Consider the following 22,285-nt stretch of genomic DNA (forward strand, 5'->3'; position numbering starts at 1 on the left):
GTCAGCATGGTTTTAAAATCTGGAAAAAATGGTAAGCGTATCATGAAAAAACAGGTAAAAACTTTAATCATTAAAGGTAAAAATAAGTGATTAAGGGTTTTTTAAAGCAGGTAAAAAATTCGATGTTATACCGATATTGGAAGAGAAAACATTAGGAAAAACGAACTTTAAGTCGATTAACAATTTGATAAAATGACAGGATTAATCCAATAACAAAAACATGAGATTATATTAAAACATTTAACAGGGTTAATCGCATTAAGCAATATTTGTTACGTCGATCACTGATTAGTAAATCGTTATTTTCTGGCGATGTAAATACTTTCCTTAAGATTATCTAGGCTACTTCATAATCAAAGACTACGATATCCTCGATAGAATCCATAATGAGCTCTTTTAGTTTGTCATGCGCTGGATGAGACAGATAGTTTGAAAGAGTTTTATGATCATAAAATGTCATTGTGACCGCGTGTGTAAAACCTTTGTTCTTGTTTTCACTACTGATATTATTTCCCCACTCAACAGAAAAAATACCTTTGATTTGATGCTGTATGGAAATAAAGGCCTCTTTTATCGCCGCTAATTGTTGTTCTTTTATATCGGATGTGAATTTTAACAAAAGGATATGCCGTATCATACATGGTTCCTGAAAGTGTTTTTTTCTCCAGACAAGATAGAAAATAAATAGCTGTATTGCAATATTCTTGAATGTATCTCATCAATCAGAGGCAAAACGTTCGATTTTGCTGTTTTTGTTTCCCTGAGATATTATTAATGAAGAGAACGCACCGGAGGTAATGATGGACTACGAATTTTTGCTGGGTGTCACTGGACAGGTGACTAGCCGATTCTCAATGGATCACGAAGCTATTGGTCAGTGGCTGAATGAAGAGGTTAAAGGTGACTTGACTGTGCTGGATAAGATCACCACAGCGCTGGCTGAAATCAAGGGCAGTGAACGCCAATGGCAACTTGTGGGTCATGAATATACGCTGCTAATGGATGACGAAGAAGTTATGGTTCGTGCTAATCAGCTTGAGTTTGAAACTGATGAGATGGAAGAGGGCATGAGTTATTACGATAATGAGAGTCTGGCTTTTTGTGGTACCAAGGATTTTATTGATATGTTGTCCGATTATCGGGATTTTATTTTGCGAAAAAACGACTGGTAATCATTTGTATATAAACCAGAATAATTTTCTGGCGCGATAGGTTTTTTTCTTGCTATCGATACCTGCTATGAAGAATAGCAATTAGGTAATTTTGTTAATTATAGTTGAATAGCTAAATAATCAAGGTGGTTTTAATGGAAGATATCAGTCTGTCTGGTGGTATTAATGAGGCTACAAGCTGGTTTATTAATCATCAGGACTTAATCATTCAGTATCTGGTCAATATGGTTGCTGCTGTTCTGATCCTTGTATTGGGATTGATGGCGGCAAAATTAATCAGCAAAGGTGTGAAAAGAGTTATGTCGTTGCGTGGCATTGATATAACTGTGTCAGATTTTCTGGCTGCGATTGTCCGTTATTCGGTAATGGCGTTCACGGTTATTGCTGTTTTGGGCAAATTAGGGGTTCAGACAGCTTCGGTGATTGCGGTTATCGGTGCTGCGGGTTTAGCCGTTGGTTTGGCTTTACAGGGTTCTTTATCCAACTTTGCCGCAGGCGTGTTGTTGGTGGCGTTCCGGCCAATCCGTGCCGGTGAATATGTTATTTTGGGCGCAGTTGAAGGTACTGTGGTTCAGGTGCAGATTTTCTCTACAACATTGCGTACAGCCGATGACAAAATTATTGTTATCCCGAATGGGAAAATTATTGCAGATAATGTGATTAATACCAGTCGTGAACCGAATCGTCGGACGCAAATAATGGTCGGTGTTGCCTATAATGCGGATATTGATGAAGTCAAAAAAGTGTTGGGTGATGTTATTGCGGCAGACAGTCGTATTCAGCATGATAGCGGCGTGACAATCCGTTTGCATGAAATGGCACCTTCTTCGTTGAATTTTGTTGTGCGTGTATGGACGACCAATGGTGATGCTTGGGACGTTTATTGGGATTTGATGGAAAACTTTAAACGTACATTGGATAAACACAATATCGGTATTCCTTACCCGCAAATGGATGTTTATTTACATCAAAATCAGGTTGTGGCGCAGAATAGGATGAACGATTAGAGTCTGATTATTATTACGATCCTCTTCGCATATGTTGAGGTGTCGATGTTGGCGTTATTATTGGTATAACCCAGTCCGGTTGGCGATTTATTAGTTTTGCGATTGCTCTAACCGGATTGAGTTACTTCAAAATGTGAGCCATTGGGATAGACTCTAATCGTCCGGTATCAGTCATTCAACAAAGCTCAATTTCTTTTGTCATCCATAATACAGTATTAGTACCATCTAATTGCAAATCGATGGGTTTATACCCAACTTTTATATAGAGTCGTAAAATATACTCATTATTTTTATAGAGTTGTATAGCCAAGCCAACCTTTTTTACGTTAAGTCGCTGATGACAAATTTCCTCTAACTTGCGAGAGAAGTGAAGTGCTATGCCATTTCTCCTCCACTTTGGGTTAATCCAGAGGTCATGGAGTTCAATTATTCCCATGTCATTAAATGATGTACGCTCAGATATCAAGAGAATGTGTGCCATTCCTACAAACTCTGTATTATGACGACATATTAGCACTATTCTCTTTGATTCTTTAATTTCATGTTGGCATAACTTAAAGTATCCAATAGGTCTTACCTCTCCTGAGTTCGTCATTATATCATGTATATCAATGACTTCTTCATTGCTTAATTTTGATTCTACAAAAGTGAATTTATTCATTTCGTTTTCATTAAAGTTAGTATTTTTATTATGATTTTCCATCATAAAGCCCCTGAGATTGTATTAAGTAGCTTGTCAGTTCCGCAACATGCTAATGTATCTGAATACATTTTATTGTGCTTCCTGTTAGTTATTCTTGTTTGTGGGCACCCACCGTGACATAGATGAAACCATTGGCATTTTTCCATGTTGTTATTATTATCAATTTCTTCTTTTTCTGATTTTTCATAATGTAAAGAATTATCTAGTAATGTTTTTAAATCACTATCCAGCAATGATCCATAGTAAAAATTTTCACTCCCGACGTATTTGTCACATGCAGATACAGTTGCATTTGGCTCAATTGTAACAACTTCTTGATGGCATTTTTCTGACCAATAACATGACATCAGAACATTGTTAGCACCTTTTAAAACACCAACGAATGAGTTAAACAAAGGAATGTTAATTGTGTCTTTATATTCCTTCCACCAGATCAGGAATAGTTCTGAGAGGAAGTCCATGTATTCGAAGTAATTGATATAACTGTCACCTGGATATTCTCCAGGAAGTAACCTGTTATCTGGAACTATATCTAGGAAAACGAGATCATTGAGGTTTATTCTTGCGAAATAGTCTAATAGTTCTTTTTTATTTGATTCAAGTATAAGTCGATCAACAACAACTAGCCCCCCATATTTAATGTTGTTATCTCTGAATGTTTGTATTGTTTTCTCTATTCTTTTAGAAGTACCGACACCTTTTAGATCAACTCTTCTGCTATCATTAATCTCGGGATGACCATCAAGGCTTATTCCAACACTAATCTTCAATCTTTTTATCAATGAGATCCATTTTTCACTTATATTTACAGCATTTGTTTGTATCGCATTAGTGATAAATTGGTTGTCTCTCTTAATATGTTGTTGCAACCAAATGAATTTTATGAAAAATTCTGGTCTTAATCTTGTAACTTCACCACCATGCCATACAAATTCCACTCTAATTAAATCAGGAATATCAAGGAGCCTTTTAGTTATGGCAACTAAGCTACTAAAACTCATTGTGTTATTTTTCCCTTCAGCCCATGAATGGCAGTAGGAGCACCTTAAATTGCATAATCTGGTCGCTTTGGTAACAACAACAAGTTTATTAGATCCTAACGGCTTTACTTCTATTTTTTTCCGCATTTCATTTTCATAAATTTCTATTTCCTCATCAGAAAGGATATCTTGGATTGGAATTTTCTTTATATCTTCATATGCATATAGCTCATAAGGGATTTTAGATCTTTTTTTAGTGTAATTAGCACTCATATCGCTATTTACATCTATGTTTCTTACTTCTATTTTTTCGTTCATCTTAGCCTCTTTTAAGTATTATTGTTGTAGATGGTTTTTCCTCAGACTGTGTGAAGCTATTAATATATACAATACATTAGTATTGAGAATTGAAAATGAGAAATAAAATAGCGCTAATTAGATTAGTCTTGAGTATAAGTACTGACTACCAATGCCATTGTTTAAATTACATTATTATTATTTAGAATCTATAAGTCCATTGAGAAAGTTCAGGATAGTTTTCGTATTCTGATTTATCTCTGTTATTATTAATCTCTCTATCATTATCTCTGTTTTTACATTGTTTTATGTTATTTTCCCCTTGAGGGGGTAATTTAGCATCGTGATTTTTTATGGATATGTTCATATATAAACCCCATTTTCTATTGGCGCTTGATAGTCAGTAATTAAAGGGTAGTTAATGTTTTTAATAAATGCCAATAATCCATGCGTCTTTTATAGTTTTTTTTATTGTTATTTGATTTTATGGAATAAATAGTTGAGTGATTTGATGAATAGAGAGGTATTGATATCTGAATTCAGACTTGAAATACTTTATGTGAGGAGATCTCAAATAGCAAGAGCGATAATAATTATGATTGCTAACAGCGTGAAACCAATAAATTTTAAAAAATAATCTTTTTCTTTTGATTTTTATATAATTGACGGGTTTATTCATGTTTGAATGTGTATTTACCTGATTTTTTTAATTAATCAAATATTTTTACTGCAAAAATCTGGCTTTTAATGAGTGATTAAAATTACTTATGATCTATTAGAACTATTTGTTTCCTATAATGAGCTATTCTTTTTAATATTCTGAACATTGGAAGAGCAAAGTGAATAATTATTGAGGAGTTTTTTTATGTTATCGACATTTTTGCAGGGTTTTTTTCTCAGTGCTGCAATGATTTTGCCTCTTGGTCCACAAAATGCCTTTGTTATGCAGCAAGGGAGCCGAAGACAATTCCATATGATGAGTGCCACTTTGTGTGCTATCAGCGATGGTTTTCTGATTGGTGCCGGCGTATTTGGAGGGAGTGCATTGCTTGGTCAGTCAACTTTACTACTGCAATTTGTCACTTGGGGAGGGGTTGCTTTTTTATTGTGGTATGGCTGGAGAGCTTTTCGTGTGGCTCTGCTTGCGAATGCAGCACTCACACAGACTGGTAATATGGTGAGCAGTCGCTGGAGAGTAATTGCGATTATCTTTGCTGTCACTTGGTTAAATCCACATGTCTATCTGGATACTCTGGTTATACTGGGAAGTATTGGTAGTCAATTATCTTCAGAACTCAGGCCTTGGTTTACTTTTGGTGCTGCAAGCGCTTCCATTAGCTGGTTTTTTGCTCTGGCATTCCTCGCTGCTTGGTTTTCCCCGGTACTGAGTAAGCCACGTTCTCAACGAATTATTAATGGATTTATCTGTATTGTCATGTGGTATATAGCTTGGCAACTTGCTAAACAGGGATTGATAATTTCTGGTTAACCTGGACACTTTTTTGCATACAGTGTGTGTGTTAGTGTTTTATTTATCCCATGCATGTTTCGGTTTTTCCGGGGATAAACTCTTTTTTTGACAGATTTTCTACGGAGGTTGTGGTGAAATTAAAATCATTAGGGTTGGCTGCAATGTTAAGTGCAGGAGGCGTACCTCTCTCTGCGCAGGCAGCTGATTTACCCGTGGTCCCTCATATTGTGACTTCTGGTAATGCGGTAATTAAAGCAGAACCGGATATGGCAACATTGATGATTAACGTCGATATTTCTGCCAAAGATGCTTCTGGTGCTAAAAAACAGGTTGATGAGCTTGTTGCTAAGTATTTTGATTTTCTAAAAGAGAATGGTATTGAAAAGAAAGATATTAATGCGGCGAATCTGCGTACTCAACCTGACTATGAGTATGACAGAGAATCCGATAAGTCTGTGCTAAAAGGTTATCGTGCAATCCGTTCGGTGGAAGTGAAGGTTCGTAAGTTGGATCATCTTAATATTTTGCTTGATGGCGCATTAAAAGCGGGTTTGAATGAGATCTCATCCGTTCAGTTTGGTGTGGACGATCCACAAAAATATCGTGATGAAGCCCGACAGAAAGCCATTCAGAATGCGATTGAGCAGGCTGATGTGTTAGCGAAAGGCTTTAACAGTAAATTGGGCCCGATATACAGCATCAATTATCGAGCGCCAGATATTTCCTATATGAAATATCGCAATAATGATGTCGTGCTGGCGGGAGGTGCTGCTACTGGCGTGGGAGAAACTTACCAACAGGACACCATCAGCTTTAGCGATCAGGTTGATGTTGTGTTTGAGTTAAAACCTTAATCCGTGTCATCTTGTCTTAACATCTGACGCCCAATTTTCAACAGGGCGTCAGTCACTTTTTTCATGGTTCTGCTTTCCGGTGAGAAACGATGCCAATAGAGCATTCGGCGCTGACATAAACCCGGTGTCAGGTCGAGCAGTTTGCCCTTTTTCAGTTCCTGATCAATTTGTAAATGAGGGATCATACAACAGGTAGAACCCTGTTTTGCCAGTTGGACAAAAGCTTCAGATGAGTTGACGATATGGCATGGAACACTGCCCGGCGATAAATCGAAGTTCTGTTGTAAAAATGCCTGATGCATATCATCCAAGTGATCGAATGCTACCGCAGGTGCCTTCAGTAGTGCTGAGCGGGTAACCCCATTTGGAAAATATCGGGTAGCAAATTCGGGTGACGCAACAAACAGGTAATCCAATGCCCCTAGTTTATCGACCAGACAACCAGGTAATGGTTGTGGTTGAATACTGACTGCACCAACGACTTCACCTCTTCTTAATTGTTCTTGAGTACGGGTTTCATCTTCAACCTGAATATTCAGCCGAATCGGTAAATCACCGAGCACTGGGTGCAGTGCCGGTAACAGCCAGGTAGCCAGGCTATCGGCATTAACTGCCAGTGAAAGCAGTAGTGGAGTATCTGTACCAGATTCATCACCTAGCCATTGTTCTTCCAGTAATTCTACTTGATGCAGTAGCGCCAGCAGCTTTTGCCCTTGTTCGGTAGGACGTGGGGGAATGGTGCGCACTAACAGAGGCTGACCGAACAGATTTTCCAACTGCTTGATACGTTGAGAAACTGCGGATTGAGTGATACAGAGTTTCTGGGCTGCGCGTTCGAAACCGCGCTCACGGATCACAGAATCCAAGGCTTGCAGTGTTCGGTAATCAGGGCGTTTCATTACAGAAAGATTCTCCATTGATTGTTCTGCATAGCACTATGCCATATTTTTCCGGTGGATGAGGCAAATTTCTGGGGTGCCATAAATCCTGTCTTATTAATGACAGCTGATACTGTACGGGCCTTATTTCCAGCTTGAATAGATGTTGTTGATTAGTGGCCTTATGGGAAGGTGCTTCCATTTCCGAAAGTTAAGTTTGTTAAAGTGGCTGAGTAGGCGATATGCTCAGAAGGCAGCTCTGGGTGAGGGTGTTTTGTTAACTTGGTAATTAATTTTTGATTGGATCCAAGGATGGCATACATGTTTCGTTTTTCTAAATATCTAATAATAATGTAATGAGGTTGCTTTATATGCTTTCACTGAAGCATGTTGCACAGTTGACATATAATATTTTACAGTCGTATATGGACCAGAGAGGAATAGATTTGGTTGTTGGGCCTATCTCTGATAGTGATGCAAACATACTGACAAGAGCGTATGGTGATCTTAACTGGGAATATTATATTACAGAAGTGAGCAATCGTGATAACTGCTTCAGCTTGTGTATAAAGTTTGTCACATCAAGGGAACCTCTCCAAGTTGAGTTTGTTCCGGCTGGAGCCGCTTTATCTACATACGATCTGAACGATAAGAGTTTTAACATTTATGTGTTAGAAAACTTTGTTAAGGATACTGAAAATCACCCATTGCGAAGAAAAATGCTTTTGTATACTCTGTATACGACATTGATTTTCATGAATATGGTTGATGGTGAAATTGTAAGGATCCATGAACCAGTTGAGGATAAAATAGCTTACTATTGTTCGTTTGGTTTTGAGCTGGAGCGTTGTGGATATGTGATGTCATGTGACATCAAAACGTTAATCGAAAAGGTGAAGAGCAGGTCCGAGAGTTTAGCTCTTTGATAGTTAGTATCTGGATGCGTACTATAATGTTCAGGCAGAGCAACCGTTTTTTCATATTTGTCCTGCATGATGAATCAATTTAGTCATAAAGTTGCCTTAGAGGTGTTGCTATGAAAGCACAAAAAGAACCGATGTTCGATACTGTTCAAACCTACAAAAAGGCTGGAGAATCCTTAGATTTCCTAATGAAAGTAGGTCCAGCTTTGGAAGAGAAAGCGCAGGCACCGAGCCAGGAGAAGCAAGGTCGTCATCGCAGCAAAGCGGCTGCATAAATATCAGTCTTTTTGTAGCCCGCCTTATGGCAGGTTCTTTAATCACTCAATATTAATTCTCATGGTCTACCACATGCCGTTTAATTGCAGTTTCTTTGTTGTTGTCAATGCTTATACTAGCTGACAGGCTTTCCTTGTAACTGATATAGGCAGTGAATTGATATGACTCAGGATGAACTGAAAAAAGCAGTAGGTTGGGCAGCGCTCGAATTTGTTACTCCCGGAACGATTGTCGGTGTGGGGACGGGTTCAACGGCTTCGCATTTTATTGATGCTCTTGGCTCAATTAAAGACCAGATTGAAGGGGCTGTATCCAGCTCTGAGGCTTCTACCGAAAAACTAAAAAGCCTGGGAATTCCTGTATTCGACTGTAATGAAGTGGATTCCCTTGATATTTATGTTGATGGCGCCGATGAAATCAATGGCAATATGCAGATGATTAAAGGCGGTGGTGCCGCATTGACCCGCGAAAAAATTATTTCTGCAATAGCGAAGAAATTCATTTGTATTGTTGATTCTTCTAAGAACGTTGATGTATTGGGTAAATTCCCTTTACCGGTTGAAGTGATCCCAATGGCTCGTTCATATGTTGCCCGTGAATTGATTAAATTGGGCGGTTTACCAGAATATCGCCAGAATGTTGTGACTGATAACGGTAATGTGATCCTGGATGTGCATAATTTAGCAATTCTCGATCCTGTTGAGTTAGAGAATAAAATTAATCGTATTGCCGGTGTCGTCACTGTCGGTCTGTTTGCTAACCGTGGTGCGGATGTTGTATTGATGGGAACATTAGATGGTGTGAAAACCATCACTAAATAATATTGCTCACAGAGGGCGGAACCTTTCGCCCTTAAAAATTTTTTACTTTTAATAATAAGTGAAAATTTAGTGATATATCTCACTTATCTGATTATTAGATAATCTAAATTCTGACTTTATTCTTCTTCATATCATTTTATTCCGCACAATAATTATTTTATTAAGACTTATTTGGTAGGAATAGCAATCGTTTGTATTGCTGTGTCTGTTTTTTTTGTTATGTTGAGAGAATGAATCTTAAATGTAATGAAAATTGACGTAACAATAGGCAGGGTAAATGGTTAAGGTATCTCTGGAAAAAGACAAGATTAAATTTTTGCTATTAGAAGGTGTACATCAGAGCACGGTGGAAAACCTGCGGGGAGCAGGCTATAGCAATATTGAATATCATAAAGGGGCGTTAGATTCTCAGGCGTTAAAAGAGGCAATTCGTGATGCCCATTTTGTTGGCATCCGTTCTCACACACAATTGACAGAAGATATTTTCCAGGCAGCAGAAAAATTGGTTGCTGTGGGGTGTTTCTGTATCGGTACCAATCAGGTTGATCTGAAAGCCGCTGCCAAACGGGGTATCCCCGTCTTTAATGCGCCATTTTCTAATACTCGCTCTGTTGCTGAGATGGTACTTGGTGAGTTGTTGTTACTACTGCGCCGTATTCCTTTAGCGAATGCTAAAGCGCATCGTGGCGTATGGGATAAACAGGCTAAGGGCTGTTATGAAGTGCGCGGTAAAAAACTGGGTATTATCGGTTATGGTCATATTGGTACTCAGCTGGGTATTTTGGCTGAAAATATTGGTATGGATGTTTACTTCTACGATATTGAGAACAAATTGCCATTAGGTAACGCTCATCAGATTCGTCATTTATCAGAATTACTGAATATGAGTGATGTGGTCAGTTTACACGTACCAGAAACGCCATCAACGAAGAATATGATGGGGACGCAGGAACTGGCATTGATGAAACCGGGTTCTATCCTAATTAATGCTTCACGCGGAACGGTGGTGGATATTCCGGCATTGTGTGAAGCACTGGAAAGTGAACACTTGTCCGGTGCGGCTGTGGATGTATTCCCGGTTGAACCCGCGACCAATAATGATCCGTTTGAGTCGCCTTTGCTTAAATTTGATAATGTGTTGTTGACTCCGCATATCGGTGGTTCTACACAGGAAGCGCAGGAAAACATTGGTTATGAAGTGGCAGGAAAGTTAGCGAAGTATTCTGATAATGGTTCTACCTTATCAGCAGTCAACTTCCCGGAAGTTTCTCTTCCTGCTCATGCTGATGATACCAATCGGTTTTTACATATTCACGAAAATCGTCCAGGTATATTGAATAGTATTAACCAAGTGTTTGCTGCACAGGATATTAATATCGCTGCTCAGTACTTGCGTACCAGCGGGGATATGGGATATGTGGTGATTGATATTGTGACTGAGAACCCAGCTCAGGCTGAAATGGTATTTCAGGAACTGAAAGCTTTGCCGGGTACTATCCGTTCTCGCCTGCTGTACTGATTATTTTGCTACGCCGTAAATGGGCGCATTATGTAAGGTGCCCATTTTTTACTGCCATTGCCAGATTTTTTCGGGAGTGATGATTTCTGGTAATGGGATATCCCACTCGGCTGAAGGTAATGTATCGACTAATTGGCAGTTATGAGCCAGGCCAATCGGATAGAAATTTTTTTGTTGCCATTGGCTCAATGTACGATCGTAAAAGCCACCTCCCATTCCAAGTCGCTGTCCTGTGCGGTCGAAAGCAACCAGCGGGATCATCATGATATCCAGCTCAGATAAGGGTAAGAGCTGCTGAACATCCAGTGGTGGCTCTTCTATATTGAAACGATTTCTAACAAGCAACGTATTTGGTTGATAGTTTAAAAACAGCAGATGGTGGCGACTGAAAGGGTGCAATACAGGTAAATAGATCTGTTTGTTTTGTTGCCAGAGTTGGTTAATTAGTGGTCGGGTATCAAGTTCACCATCAAATGAAAGAAATAGTGCAATTTTATTGGCTTGGTGAATTCTGGGGTGGTTGACAACTTTTTCTGCGGCTTGGTTTGCAAAAAGGGCTTGTTGCTCAGGGGTTAGCTCACGGCGTTGCTGGCGTATTTTCTTTCTGATGTTTTGCCTGAGTGATAACAGGGGAGCTGATGGCATGGAACCTGACCTGTTAATGCGAGCAATGATTAAAATTGAGGGTTCTCCAAGATGCCGTTACAGGTAGTAACCCTTGAACCCTAGGTTCAAGGTGAACGCAGCGTCGCATCCTTAAGGCTTCTCGGACGGACCGAGCATGCACACCGGCTGCGGAGCACTACATTCTATCATGTATGAAATATCGGCTCAGGGGACTTTCCCCGTTCACGAACATCTCAGAGAAATTTATTCAGTGCTTACGCTTACTAAGCAACTTTATGTAACCTATTGTATAAAACTAAACACAGAAAGCAACTAATTATCGAATGATTCACTCACTAATGCATGATTTATCAATAGAATTCATTCATTTGATGCAATAGTACGCTCAGTGATGCGACCTTGCTCCACTAATGCTTGTTCTATAGTCTGTTGAAGCATCTTTATTTTTTGTTCCATATTGTAAGCATAGTCACGGGTTTTCACTTTTTCTTGTGCCAGCTCATGACAGACATTCAGTGCCACAATAAAAACCAGTTGTTCAGTATTGGTTACTCTGGTGCGTTCTTTTAAATCTTCTAAACGTTGTTCAAGTTCCACCGCGGCAGCCAGCAATGCTTCTTTTTGCTCTGATGGACAATTGACACGTAATGACCGCCCAAAAATCTGGATATCTACTGGTTGTGCAGACATGACCCCTTCCTGACTTATTACTGCGTCCTGGCTCTCATTCCTGATAGGATAAAGCAAGACGCCAATCATTACAGTGCGATACCGACAGACAACTCACGATTAGCTATGGCTGTTGTCTGGTATAGCGACTCCCCTTGGTGGTAGCATAGCATGAACTTACACCGTCAACGATGACCAATACACATGTCTATACAGAATTCATTACCAGATTATCAATCTTTTGACAAAATATTGCATCAGCAGTCAGTGGCGCTGACAGCGGCTGAGATGCATGGGTTGATTAGTGGCTTACTGTGCGGTGGTAACCGTGATAGTAGTTGGCAAGCTTTAGTTCATGATTTAGCCAATGATGGACTGGCTTTTTCCCATCCATTAGCTCAACAATTGCGTGAATTACGTGAAATTACATTTGAATCATTGGATGACAGTCATTTTGCATTCCATTTATTGTTGCCCGATGAGGAAGATAATGTGTTTGAACGGGCAGATGCCCTGTCTGGATGGGTAAACCATTTCTTATTGGGATTGGGTGTCGCGCAACCAAAGTTCACAGATAAAAAAGAGGTCAGTGAGATTGTGGGTGATTTGCGTAATATCGGTCTGCTTGGCTATGAAGAAGGCGATGATCAAGAAGAGCTGGCTCAGGCATTGGAAGAAGTTCTTGAGTATGTGCGGGTTGCTGCGCAGCTTTGCTATATCGCTTTTGCTCAGCCTAAAGCGGTTTCAATTGCAAAAAATGATAAGCCAACATTGCATTAATTGCTGTTTATTGAACTCAAAATAATTAACTAAGTCGCAGGAGAGGGTATGATCAAACAAGAATATTTATCCCGCCGTCAGGCTTTACTGGCAAAAATGGCACCGGCTAGCGCAGCGATTATTTTTTCTGCCCCGCCTGCACCACGAAATTCGGATAATGAATATCCCTATCGCCAGTACAGCGATTTCCTTTATTTGACTGGATTCAATGAACCGGAAGCTGTGCTGATATTAATCAAAAGTGATGATACGCATAATCATAGTATTCTTTTTAATCGAACACGTGACTTAACGGCGGAAATTTGGTTTGGCCGCCGTCTTGGACAAGAAGCGGCACCAGAGAAACTGGGCATTGACCGGGCTTTGCCTTTTGATGATATCCAGGAAGAGCTTTATCAGCTGTTAAATGGTTTGGATGTGGTTTATCACGCACAGGGTGAATTTGCCTATGCGGATGAAATAGTCTTCCAGGCGCTGGATACACTGAGAAAAGGCGGTCGCCGTAATCTTTCAGCCCCTTTAACGATAACTGACTGGCGTCCTTGGGTACACGAAATGCGGTTGTTCAAATCCAAGGCAGAAATTGAAATGATGCGCCGGGCAGGTGAAATCAGCGCACAGGCACATACGCGTGCGATGAAGACTTGTCGCCCTGGCATGTTTGAATATCAACTGGAAGCTGAAATTCATCACGAATTTACGCATCAGGGTGCACGTTATCCTTCTTACAATACGATTGTAGGGAGTGGTGAAAATGGCTGTATTCTGCACTACACCGAGAATGAAAGCCGGATGAAAGAGGGTGATCTGGTGCTGATTGATGCAGGTTGTGAATATCTGGGTTATGCCGGAGATATCACCCGTACTTTCCCGGTGAATGGCAAGTTCAGCCGTGCCCAGCGTGAAATCTACGATATCGTACTGAAAACACTGAAGGTTTCATTGGAATTGTATAAACCGGGCACCAGCATCAACAAAGTAACAGAACATGTTGTGCGGATTATGGTGGAAGAGTTGGTGAAACTGGGCATTATGCACGGTGAGGTTGAACATTTAATCGAAACCAAAGCCTATCGCCAGTTCTTTATGCATGGCCTCAGTCATTGGTTGGGTTTGGATGTGCATGATGTTGGGCACTATGGCGTAGAGCGTGATCGCATTCTGGAACCGGGAATGGTATTAACGGTTGAACCCGGGCTTTATATTGCACCGGATGCTGATGTGGCGCTGGAATATCGTGGTATCGGTATCCGTATTGAAGATGACATTTTGATCACTGAAACTGGTAACGAAAATCTGACAGCCAGTGTGATTAAAGAAGCTGATGAGATTGAAGCTCTGATGGCGAAAGCAAAACAGGGTTAAGTTAAGGTATGAACGTGATTATCGTTGGAGGGGGCATGACTGGCGCGACACTTGCGCTGGCGATATCTTCCCTGAGCAAGGGGCGGATTCATGTTTCCCTGATTGAAGCAGCAGAGCCGGAGCAGAAGCACCCCGGCTTTGATGCCAGAGCGATAGCGCTGGCTTACGGTACGTGTCAGCGTTTACAACAGATAGGGGTTTGGTCTGCTCTGGAAGATTATGTGATACCAATAACTCACGTTCATGTTAGTGACCGTGGTCATGCAGGGTTTGTGAACCTTTATGCAAAAGAATATCACATTCCGGCTTTAGGCAATGTTGTCGAACTGTATGATGCAGGTAAATGCTTGTTCGGCTTACTGAAAAATGCTCCCGGTGTGACACTGTATTGTCCATCCAAGGTTCTGACCGTTGAAAGAACGATGTCATCAGTGACTGTTACCCTGGACAGTGGCGATCAACTGCAAGGTGAATTGCTGGTCGCCGCAGATGGCAGTCATTCCGCGATTGGTCAAGCCTGCAATATTCAGCGGCAACAGCACCCTTATGAACAGATTGCCGTGATTACTAATGTGCTGACGTCAGAGCATCCACAGGGCAGGGCATTTGAACGTTTCACAGAATATGGCCCACTGGCTCTGCTACCAATGTCTGGGGGGCGGAGTTCACTGGTATGGTGCCATCATTTGGATCGGCGAAAGGAAATAGCTGGCTGGAATAATGAGCAGTTTCTGAGGCAGTTACAGCGGGCATTTGGCTGGCGATTGGGCAAAATGTTGGAAACCGGCTGGCGCCACAGTTATCCACTCACACTATCCACTGCAAATCAACAAGTCAGCCACCGATTGGCGCTGGTGGGTAATGCTGCACAAACATTACATCCGATTGCCGGTCAGGGTTTTAATCTTGGTATGCGCGATGTGATGACACTGGCTCAGATTGTTTCTGAGGCTTTTGCGGCTGGTCAGGATATTGGTGCTTACCCGGTTTTGGCTAATTATCAGCAGCAACGGATTTTAGATCGGGAAAATACCATTGGTATTACTGATGGATTGATACGGATATTTGCCAATCGTTATTTTCCATTAAGAGTTGGGCGTAATCTTGGCTTGATGGCGATGGAAAAATTCTCTCCTGTGCGGGATATACTGGCCCGCAGACTCTGGGCTGGGTCGCCCAAAGATAACCGCAGATAAAGCAGACAAAATAAGAGGACGTTATATTATGCAATCATTTGATGTGGTTATCGCTGGTGGCGGTATGGTAGGTCTGGCGCTTGCCTGTGGCTTACAGGGCAGTGGTTTGCGGGTGGCTGTGGTAGAAAGCTATCCGCCTGCTCAATCGGTTTCTGCCGGAGAAGAGTATGCTTTGCGGGTTTCTGCAATTAATGCTGCCAGTGAGCGCCTGTTACAGCATCTTGGCGTGTGGCAACAGATTTTGGATATGCGTGCCAGCCCTTATCAGGGAATAGAAGTCTGGGACCGGGATAGCTTTGGTCGCATTCGGTTCAGTGCGGCTGAATATGGCCTGGAATATCTTGGTCATATCATTGAAAACCGGGTTATTCGTGAGATGTTATGGAAAAAAGCAGAAAGCCTGTCGGATGTGACCATGTTGACGCCAGCGGCTTTGCAACAGATTGCCTGGGGAGAAAATGAAGCTTTCATGACATTATCCGATGGTCGCATGTTAACAGCCCGTTTAGTGGTTGGTGCTGATGGCGCTCATTCATGGTTGCGTCAACATGCTGATATCCCCTTGACATTCTGGGATTATGAACATCATGCGTTGGTGGCGACGATTCGGACCGAAGAGCCTCATGGCAGTGTTGCCCGTCAGGTCTTTTATGGTGATGGCATTCTGGCGTTTCTGCCTCTTGCTGATCCACATTTATGTTCTATCGTCTGGTCACTGCCGGGTGACGCTGCAGATCAGTACAAACAGCTTGATAACACGCTGTTCGACCAGCAACTGGCGGTGGATTTTGATATGCGTCTTGGTCAGTGTGAACTGATCAGCGAGCGCCAGACAATTCCATTGACTGGTCGTTATGCCCGTAACTTTGCCGCTCATCGTCTGGCCTTAGTGGGAGACGCAGCTCATACCATTCATCCATTGGCAGGGCAGGGCGTGAATCTGGGCTTTATGGATGTGGCTGAACTTATAGGTGAATTGCGTCGTCTGCATTGTCAGGGGAAAGATATTGGTCAACACTTTTATTTACGTCGTTATGAACGCCGTCGTAAACATAGTGCCGCTGTCATGCTGGCTGGAATGCAAGGGTTTCGTCAGTTGTTCGACGGCAATAATCCAGTGAAAAAATTTTTGCGGGATGTTGGGTTATCGCTGGCAGACAATTTACCCGGAATTAAACCGCCATTGCTTCGTCAGGCAATGGGGTTGAATGACTTACCGGGCTGGCTCTCTTCTCCGCCCTCTTCAGCTGAAAAAATCTAATTTAGCTTCTTCTTATCAATTATTTTTTCTCATGTATCGCTGAAATATGGATAGGTGATTTTATTCATATTTCAGTGAGCTCTTAATGGAAAATGTGTGTTTTCTAAAGTTAATTGTTCATTTTGAGTATTATGGCTCATTTTAATAGTTAAAAATTCTGCATACTCATAGCATGTTTTTTTGTTGTTACTGAATTGGACCCTATTTTTACTTATGGTTCATTTTTGTTTTCAGTGATAACTTTTATGTTAAGACATCGTTTGCGTCGCGTTTTTTAGCCGCTTTTTGTTCATGATTCACAGTAGCTGTCGGTTAATACGCGGTATGTTTTCATGTAGGAAATGAAAAGAGGGAAATAATGGCAAAACACACTCCATTGTATGACCAGCATCTGGCCTGCGGTGCGCGCATGGTAGATTTTCATGGCTGGATGATGCCTTTGCATTACGGTTCACAAATGGATGAGCATCACACTGTCCGCACTGATGCTGGCATGTTTGATGTTTCCCACATGACGATTGTGGATCTGCATGGTACTGGCTGCCGTGATTTCCTGCGTTATTTGCTGGCAAATGACATTGCTAAACTGACAGAAAAGGGTAAAGCCTTATACACCGGGATGCTTAATGCTTCTGGTGGTGTCATTGATGACCTGATTGTTTACTACTTTAGCAATGATTTTTATCGGATGGTGGTCAATTCTGCGACCCGAGAGAAAGATCTGGCCTGGATCAATGAACATGCTGCCAATTACCCGGTTGATATTCAGGTACGTGATGATCTGGCGTTGATTGCTGTTCAGGGGCCTGAAGCTCAGGCAAAAGTACAGTCTCTGCTGAATGATCAACAAAAACAGGCTATTGCCGGAATGAAACCCTTCTTTGGTGTTCAGGCTGGTGATCTGTTTATCGCAACAACGGGTTATACCGGCGAAGCGGGCTATGAAGTGGCGATGCCAAAAGAGCAGTCAGCCGATTTCTGGCAAAAATTGCTTAGTGTTGGCGTTAAGCCCGCAGGGTTAGGTGCCCGTGATACTTTGCGACTTGAAGCGGGTATGAACCTCTATGGACAGGAAATGGATGAAACCCTTTCTCCACTGGCAGCCAATATGGGCTGGACAATCGCCTGGAAACCAGAAGATCGCCAGTTTATAGGCCGTGAAGCGCTGGAAAAACAGCGTGAAGATGGCACTGAACAGTTGGTTGGCTTGGTGATGAGAGAAAAAGGTGTATTACGTGGTGGTTTGACGGTCAGTTTTACCGATGAAGCGGGCACCTTACACACTGGTGTTATTACCAGCGGTACATTCTCCCCAACATTAGGATTCAGTATTGCCCTTGCCCGTGTACCACAAGGGATTGGTGAACAGGCAATTGTACAAATCCGCAATCGTGAGATGCCGGTTCAGGTAGTCAAACCCAATTTTGTACGGGCGGGTAAACCTCTCGTATAGTCTAATAACTTAATGAATAAATAGTACCCTATCTCAGTAATCGTAATTGGGCAGGAAAACAAAATAGCCTAATGAGATAAGTTCTAAGATTGAAGGAGACAATAGTGATGAGTAATGTACCCACAGAGTTAAAATATGCTGAATCACATGAGTGGGTTCGCGCAGAAGGCAATGGTGAATACACTGTAGGTATTACCGAGCATGCGCAGGAGCTATTAGGTGATATGGTTTTTGTTGATTTGCCGGAAGTCGATAATGAAATCAATTTTGGTGATGAATGTGCCGTTGTTGAATCGGTAAAAGCCGCTTCTGATATTTACGCGCCACTGAGTGGTGAAGTGATTGCTGTTAATGAAGCCTTGAATGATGCTCCTGAATTGGTTAACAGCGAGCCTTATAACGAAGGTTGGCTGTTCCGTATTAAAGCCTCTGATGAGAGTGAATTGGCGAATCTGCTGGATGCCGCAGGATATCAGGCACTTCTGGACGAAGAAGAATAATATGCCCACTGTCGCCCTGTTTCACATCGTGAACAGGGCGTTTTTATTTGTATGCCATTTCTGGCCAGCTTCAGGAATCAGTAACAAATGACCCAAACATTAAGCCAACTCGAGAACCAGGGCGAGTTTATCCGCCGTCATATTGGCTCTTCCACCGAACAGCAGAAAGAGATGCTGGCGACAGTGGGGGCAAGTTCCCTCAATGAATTAACACAAAAAATTGTTCCCCGCGATATCGCGTTACCAGCGCCACCCGATGTGGGCGGTGGTGCAACTGAACAGCAAGCACTGGCTGAACTGAAAGCCATTGCCAGCCAAAATAAGCGTTACCAATCCTATATTGGTATGGGGTATGTGCCTTCTGTCCTGCCGCCGGTTATTTTGCGCAATTTATTGGAAAACCCTGGCTGGTATACCGCTTATACCCCTTATCAACCAGAGGTTTCTCAAGGGCGTCTGGAATCACTGCTGAATTTCCAGCAAGTGACGATCGACCTGACAGGTTTGGATCTTGCCTCTGCATCTTTGTTGGATGAAGCCACTGCGGCGGCGGAAGCCATGGCAATGGCAAAACGTGCCAGCAAACTGAAAAACGCTGATCGTTTCTTTGTTGCTGATGATATACACCCTCAAACATTGGATGTTGTCCGTACCCGCGCTGAAACCTTTGGTTTTGATGTGATTGTAGATAAAGCAGAAAAAGCCCTGGAACTGGAAGGTGTATTTGGTGTGTTGTTGCAACAGGTGGGGACAAAAGGTGAAATTCATGATTACACCGACCTGATCGCACAACTGAAACAACGCAAAATCATTATCAGCGTTGCCGCTGACTTGATGGCGCTGGTGTTGCTGACTGCACCGGGCAAACAAGGGGCGGATGTGGTGTTTGGTTCTGCTCAACGCTTTGGTGTACCGATGGGTTATGGCGGCCCCCATGCCGCATTTTTTGCCTGCCGTGATGAATTCAAACGTTCTATGCCGGGACGTATTATCGGCGTTTCCCGTGATGCTGCGGGTAATACCGCGCTGCGCATGGCAATGCAGACCCGTGAGCAGCATATCCGCCGTGAGAAAGCGAACTCCAACATCTGTACCTCGCAGGTATTGTTGGCAAACATCGCGGGGATGTATGCGGTATATCATGGCTCGAAAGGACTGAAACGCATTGCCGGCCGCATTCATCGTCTGACTGACATTCTGGCTGCTGGGTTACAGCAAGCCGGATTTACTCTGCGCTACAAAACTTGGTTTGACACCTTGACCGTTGAAGTTGCCGATAAAGCTGCGGTACTGGCACGGGCAGACAAAGCGGAAATCAACTTGCGTAGCGATATTCACGGCGCAGTGGGTATCACATTGAGTGAAACCAACAGCCGGGATGATTTGGTCAAATTGTTCTCTGTACTGACAGGTACAGATAGCAAGCTGGATGTTGAGGCACTGGATGAGAATGTGATAGCGGAAAGCCAATCCATTCCTGCATCAATGTTGCGCAATGATGACATCCTCCAGCATCCCAATTTCAACCGCTATCACAGCGAAACAGATATGATGCGCTATATGCATCGCCTTGAACGCAAAGATTTAGCACTGAATCAGGCCATGATCCCATTGGGTTCTTGCACCATGAAACTCAATGCTGCGGCAGAAATATTACCGATCTCCTGGCCTGAATTTAATCAGCTGCATCCATTCTGTCCGCCAGAGCAGGCGCAGGGTTATCAGCAGATGATAAGCCAGTTATCTCACTGGCTGGTTCAATTGACCGGTTATGATGCCGTTTGTATGCAGCCAAACTCCGGTGCACAGGGCGAATATGCGGGTCTGCTTGCTATTCGTCGTTACCACGAAAGCCGTGGAGAAGAGGATCGTCATATCTGCTTGATCCCCAGTTCTGCTCATGGCACCAACCCGGCTTCGGCGCATATGGCGGGTATGACTGTGGTGGTGGTGAGTTGTGATAAAGAGGGCAACATTGATCTGGCAGACCTGCGCGAAAAAGCAGAAAAATCCGGTGATGAGCTTTCCTGCATCATGGTGACCTACCCATCAACACACGGCGTATATGAAGAAACTATCCGTCAGGTGTGTGACATCATTCATCAATATGGTGGTCAGGTTTACCTTGATGGTGCGAATATGAACGCACAGGTTGGAATCACTGCGCCCGGTTTTATCGGCGCTGATGTTTCGCACCTCAACCTGCACAAAACATTTTGCATCCCACATGGCGGTGGCGGTCCAGGTATGGGGCCGATTGGCGTAAAAGCGCATTTAGCGCCGTTCTTGCCGGGGCACTCAGTGGTTCAAATGGATGGTCTTACTGAACAGAGAGCGGTCTCTGCTGCGCCGTTTGGCAGCGCCTCCATTCTGCCTATTAGCTGGATGTATATCCGTATGATGGGTTCGCAAGGGCTGAAACAGGCAAGTCAGGTGGCGATCTTGAATGCCAACTATATCGCTGCTCGCCTGAAAAATGATTATGACGTGCTGTATACCGGCCATAACGGCTATGTAGCGCATGAATGTATTCTGGATATTCGGCCACTGAAAGAAGCGTTTGGTATCAGTGAAATGGATATTGCCAAGCGTTTGGTTGACTATGGTTTCCATGCGCCCACGATGTCATTCCCGGTTGCCGGCACACTGATGGTGGAACCAACAGAATCAGAAAGCAAAGTGGAAATTGATCGCTTTGTCGATGCCATGCTGTCAATCCGTGCTGAAATTAACAAAGTTGCGCAAGGTGAATGGTCATTGGAAGATAACCCATTGGTCAATGCGCCTCACGTACAAACTGAACTGGCTTCTGACTGGAACCATAATTACAGCCGTGAAATTGCCGTTTTTCCAACCGCAGAAACCAAAGCCAATAAATATTGGCCTGCCGTTAAACGCCTTGATGATGTTTACGGTGATCGTAATCTGCATTGTTCCTGCGCACCTGTCAGTGATTATCAATAATCACTAAATAATGTGGCAACACCGGTATAATTACTGGTGTTGCTATTATCTCTATTGATTGCAATTTTCCTGATACTCACTAATTCTTAAAAACTACATGGATTAAGCTTTCCTATGCGTGTCGCTTTTGTTGGTTTGATTCCTGTCCCTTACTCCGTCACCATTTAATATCTCTAGCCTTATCGCCGAAGCCTGGCAGCACTTACTCTGCCAGTAATCTCCGAATGGGTACAGGCTTCAACACCGGGTGTGAACTAACTCCGATGTACTCCTTTATCCACAATTCCGTCGTGAGTTCAACAATAGGCCCTGCCATTAATGGCGGCAGTTTTACGGATAATCTGCAAACCGCGTTATTAAACAATATAGGTAGCCAGATTTAATCTATTTATCAGAGATTCCACACTCCACTTATTCTACATTTACCTAACCTGCCATAACCATTTAAAAGCACGAAAATAGAGATATTAAAGCTTTTATATATAACTATAAGTACAGATTTTTTAAAATACGTTAATCAACCTGAACTTTGCTTAAGAAGGAAATTAAAGTATCTGAGATACGATCAA

General features: G+C 42.5%; 22 protein-coding genes, 1 other RNA gene and 1 pseudogene. 16 read left to right on the forward strand and 8 right to left on the reverse strand.

The features are described from left to right. Positions 1 to 337 precede the first annotated feature (337 nt). Entirely contained in the window at positions 338 to 637 is a 300-nt protein-coding gene (locus ACGF63_RS12425) for a Dabb family protein (RefSeq protein WP_036842804.1), read from the reverse strand. A 163-nt stretch (positions 638 to 800) separates the two neighbouring features. Here ACGF63_RS12425 and ACGF63_RS12430 point away from each other — a divergent pair, with 163 nt between their 5' ends. Both ACGF63_RS12430 and mscS read left to right on the forward strand, forming a co-directional pair. Then, complete coding sequence (locus ACGF63_RS12430) at positions 801 to 1,172, forward strand: YacL family protein (RefSeq protein WP_036842808.1); 372 nt, start codon at positions 801 to 803, stop codon at positions 1,170 to 1,172. A gap of 134 nt (positions 1,173 to 1,306) precedes the next feature. Continuing rightward, positions 1,307 to 2,179, forward strand: coding sequence for a small-conductance mechanosensitive channel MscS (mscS, locus tag ACGF63_RS12435; protein ID WP_387631128.1), 873 nt, complete (start codon positions 1,307 to 1,309; stop codon positions 2,177 to 2,179). A 175-nt stretch (positions 2,180 to 2,354) separates the two neighbouring features. On the opposite strand, the gene ACGF63_RS12440 is transcribed toward mscS, so the two are convergent. The 3 genes from ACGF63_RS12440 to ACGF63_RS12450 all read right to left on the reverse strand — a co-directional run bounded on the left by ACGF63_RS12440 (position 2,355) and on the right by ACGF63_RS12450 (position 4,526). After that, positions 2,355 to 2,885 (reverse strand): GNAT family N-acetyltransferase, encoded by a 531-nt coding sequence (locus tag ACGF63_RS12440; protein ID WP_152962444.1) that lies wholly within the window; start codon positions 2,883 to 2,885, stop codon positions 2,355 to 2,357. Continuing rightward, positions 2,882 to 4,180: a darobactin maturation radical SAM/SPASM protein DarE gene (darE, locus tag ACGF63_RS12445; RefSeq protein ID WP_387631133.1), complete on the reverse strand. Its 1,299-nt coding sequence runs from the start codon at positions 4,178 to 4,180 to the stop codon at positions 2,882 to 2,884. Before darE ends, ACGF63_RS12440 begins: the two co-directional genes overlap by 4 nt. A 181-nt stretch (positions 4,181 to 4,361) precedes the next feature. Continuing rightward, on the reverse strand, positions 4,362 to 4,526 hold the full coding sequence (locus tag ACGF63_RS12450; protein ID WP_387631136.1) for a hypothetical protein: 165 nt from the start codon (positions 4,524 to 4,526) through the stop codon (positions 4,362 to 4,364). A 498-nt stretch (positions 4,527 to 5,024) separates the two neighbouring features. On the opposite strand from ACGF63_RS12450, the gene argO reads away from it, so the two are divergent. After that, positions 5,025 to 5,648, forward strand: a complete 624-nt coding sequence (gene argO / locus ACGF63_RS12455; RefSeq protein WP_152962442.1) for an arginine exporter ArgO — start codon at positions 5,025 to 5,027, stop codon at positions 5,646 to 5,648. A gap of 113 nt (positions 5,649 to 5,761) precedes the next feature. Beyond that, positions 5,762 to 6,484: an oxidative stress defense protein gene (locus ACGF63_RS12460; protein ID WP_387631139.1), complete on the forward strand. Its 723-nt coding sequence runs from the start codon at positions 5,762 to 5,764 to the stop codon at positions 6,482 to 6,484. On the opposite strand, the gene ACGF63_RS12465 is transcribed toward ACGF63_RS12460, so the two are convergent. Beyond that, on the reverse strand, positions 6,481 to 7,383 hold the full coding sequence (locus ACGF63_RS12465; protein ID WP_387631142.1) for a LysR family transcriptional regulator ArgP: 903 nt from the start codon (positions 7,381 to 7,383) through the stop codon (positions 6,481 to 6,483). The two genes, ACGF63_RS12460 and ACGF63_RS12465, sit on opposite strands and share 4 nt — an antisense overlap. Before the next feature lie 350 nt (positions 7,384 to 7,733). Between ACGF63_RS12465 and ACGF63_RS12470 the strand changes: the two genes are divergently transcribed. The 4 genes from ACGF63_RS12470 to serA all read left to right on the forward strand — a co-directional run bounded on the left by ACGF63_RS12470 (position 7,734) and on the right by serA (position 10,901). Further along, on the forward strand, positions 7,734 to 8,288 hold the full coding sequence (locus ACGF63_RS12470) for a hypothetical protein (protein ID WP_387631145.1): 555 nt from the start codon (positions 7,734 to 7,736) through the stop codon (positions 8,286 to 8,288). 110 nt (positions 8,289 to 8,398) lie between these two features. Then, a complete protein-coding gene (locus tag ACGF63_RS12475) occupies positions 8,399 to 8,560 on the forward strand; it encodes a hypothetical protein (protein WP_165577068.1) in 162 nt (53 codons plus the stop codon). 162 nt (positions 8,561 to 8,722) lie between these two features. Next, entirely contained in the window at positions 8,723 to 9,382 is a 660-nt protein-coding gene (gene rpiA, locus ACGF63_RS12480) for a ribose-5-phosphate isomerase RpiA (RefSeq protein ID WP_387631148.1), read from the forward strand. A gap of 277 nt (positions 9,383 to 9,659) precedes the next feature. Further along, positions 9,660 to 10,901, forward strand: a complete 1,242-nt coding sequence (serA, locus tag ACGF63_RS12485; protein WP_036842827.1) for a phosphoglycerate dehydrogenase — start codon at positions 9,660 to 9,662, stop codon at positions 10,899 to 10,901. A gap of 48 nt (positions 10,902 to 10,949) precedes the next feature. On the opposite strand, the gene ACGF63_RS12490 is transcribed toward serA, so the two are convergent. From ACGF63_RS12490 to zapA, 3 genes are all read right to left on the reverse strand, one after another. Next, positions 10,950 to 11,546, reverse strand: coding sequence for a 5-formyltetrahydrofolate cyclo-ligase (locus ACGF63_RS12490; protein WP_036842830.1), 597 nt, complete (start codon positions 11,544 to 11,546; stop codon positions 10,950 to 10,952). A 39-nt stretch (positions 11,547 to 11,585) separates the two neighbouring features. After that, positions 11,586 to 11,771, reverse strand: a non-coding RNA gene (ssrS, locus tag ACGF63_RS12495) — 6S RNA. Between the two features lie 117 nt (positions 11,772 to 11,888). Then, positions 11,889 to 12,218, reverse strand: a complete 330-nt coding sequence (gene zapA / locus ACGF63_RS12500) for a cell division protein ZapA (protein WP_021324001.1) — start codon at positions 12,216 to 12,218, stop codon at positions 11,889 to 11,891. Between the two features lie 183 nt (positions 12,219 to 12,401). On the opposite strand from zapA, the gene ACGF63_RS12505 reads away from it, so the two are divergent. The 8 genes and pseudogenes from ACGF63_RS12505 to ACGF63_RS12540 all read left to right on the forward strand — a co-directional run bounded on the left by ACGF63_RS12505 (position 12,402) and on the right by ACGF63_RS12540 (position 22,099). Further along, positions 12,402 to 12,977, forward strand: coding sequence for a YecA family protein (locus ACGF63_RS12505; protein WP_152962439.1), 576 nt, complete (start codon positions 12,402 to 12,404; stop codon positions 12,975 to 12,977). A 48-nt stretch (positions 12,978 to 13,025) separates the two neighbouring features. Then, the gene (gene pepP / locus ACGF63_RS12510; RefSeq protein ID WP_152962438.1) at positions 13,026 to 14,342 is read left to right on the forward strand and encodes a Xaa-Pro aminopeptidase; all 1,317 of its coding nucleotides are present in this window, start codon (positions 13,026 to 13,028) and stop codon (positions 14,340 to 14,342) included. 8 nt (positions 14,343 to 14,350) lie between these two features. Further along, positions 14,351 to 15,528, forward strand: a pseudogene (gene ubiH / locus ACGF63_RS12515) (2-octaprenyl-6-methoxyphenyl hydroxylase). A gap of 38 nt (positions 15,529 to 15,566) precedes the next feature. Then, positions 15,567 to 16,799, forward strand: coding sequence for an FAD-dependent 2-octaprenylphenol hydroxylase (ubiI, locus tag ACGF63_RS12520; RefSeq protein ID WP_036842838.1), 1,233 nt, complete (start codon positions 15,567 to 15,569; stop codon positions 16,797 to 16,799). 358 nt (positions 16,800 to 17,157) lie between these two features. Next, positions 17,158 to 18,252 (forward strand): glycine cleavage system aminomethyltransferase GcvT, encoded by a 1,095-nt coding sequence (gene gcvT, locus ACGF63_RS12525; RefSeq protein WP_036842841.1) that lies wholly within the window; start codon positions 17,158 to 17,160, stop codon positions 18,250 to 18,252. 107 nt (positions 18,253 to 18,359) lie between these two features. Further along, a complete protein-coding gene (gcvH, locus tag ACGF63_RS12530) occupies positions 18,360 to 18,752 on the forward strand; it encodes a glycine cleavage system protein GcvH (protein WP_387631154.1) in 393 nt (130 codons plus the stop codon). A gap of 87 nt (positions 18,753 to 18,839) precedes the next feature. Next, a complete protein-coding gene (gcvP, locus tag ACGF63_RS12535; RefSeq protein WP_387631157.1) occupies positions 18,840 to 21,716 on the forward strand; it encodes an aminomethyl-transferring glycine dehydrogenase in 2,877 nt (958 codons plus the stop codon). A gap of 263 nt (positions 21,717 to 21,979) precedes the next feature. After that, positions 21,980 to 22,099, forward strand: coding sequence for a DUF637 domain-containing protein (locus ACGF63_RS12540; RefSeq protein WP_081738130.1), 120 nt, complete (start codon positions 21,980 to 21,982; stop codon positions 22,097 to 22,099). Positions 22,100 to 22,285: the final 186 nt, after the last annotated feature.

Source organism: Photorhabdus sp. RM322S, assembly GCF_042879395.1.
In the GTDB taxonomy this organism is placed as follows: Bacteria; Pseudomonadota; Gammaproteobacteria; order Enterobacterales; family Enterobacteriaceae; genus Photorhabdus; species Photorhabdus khanii.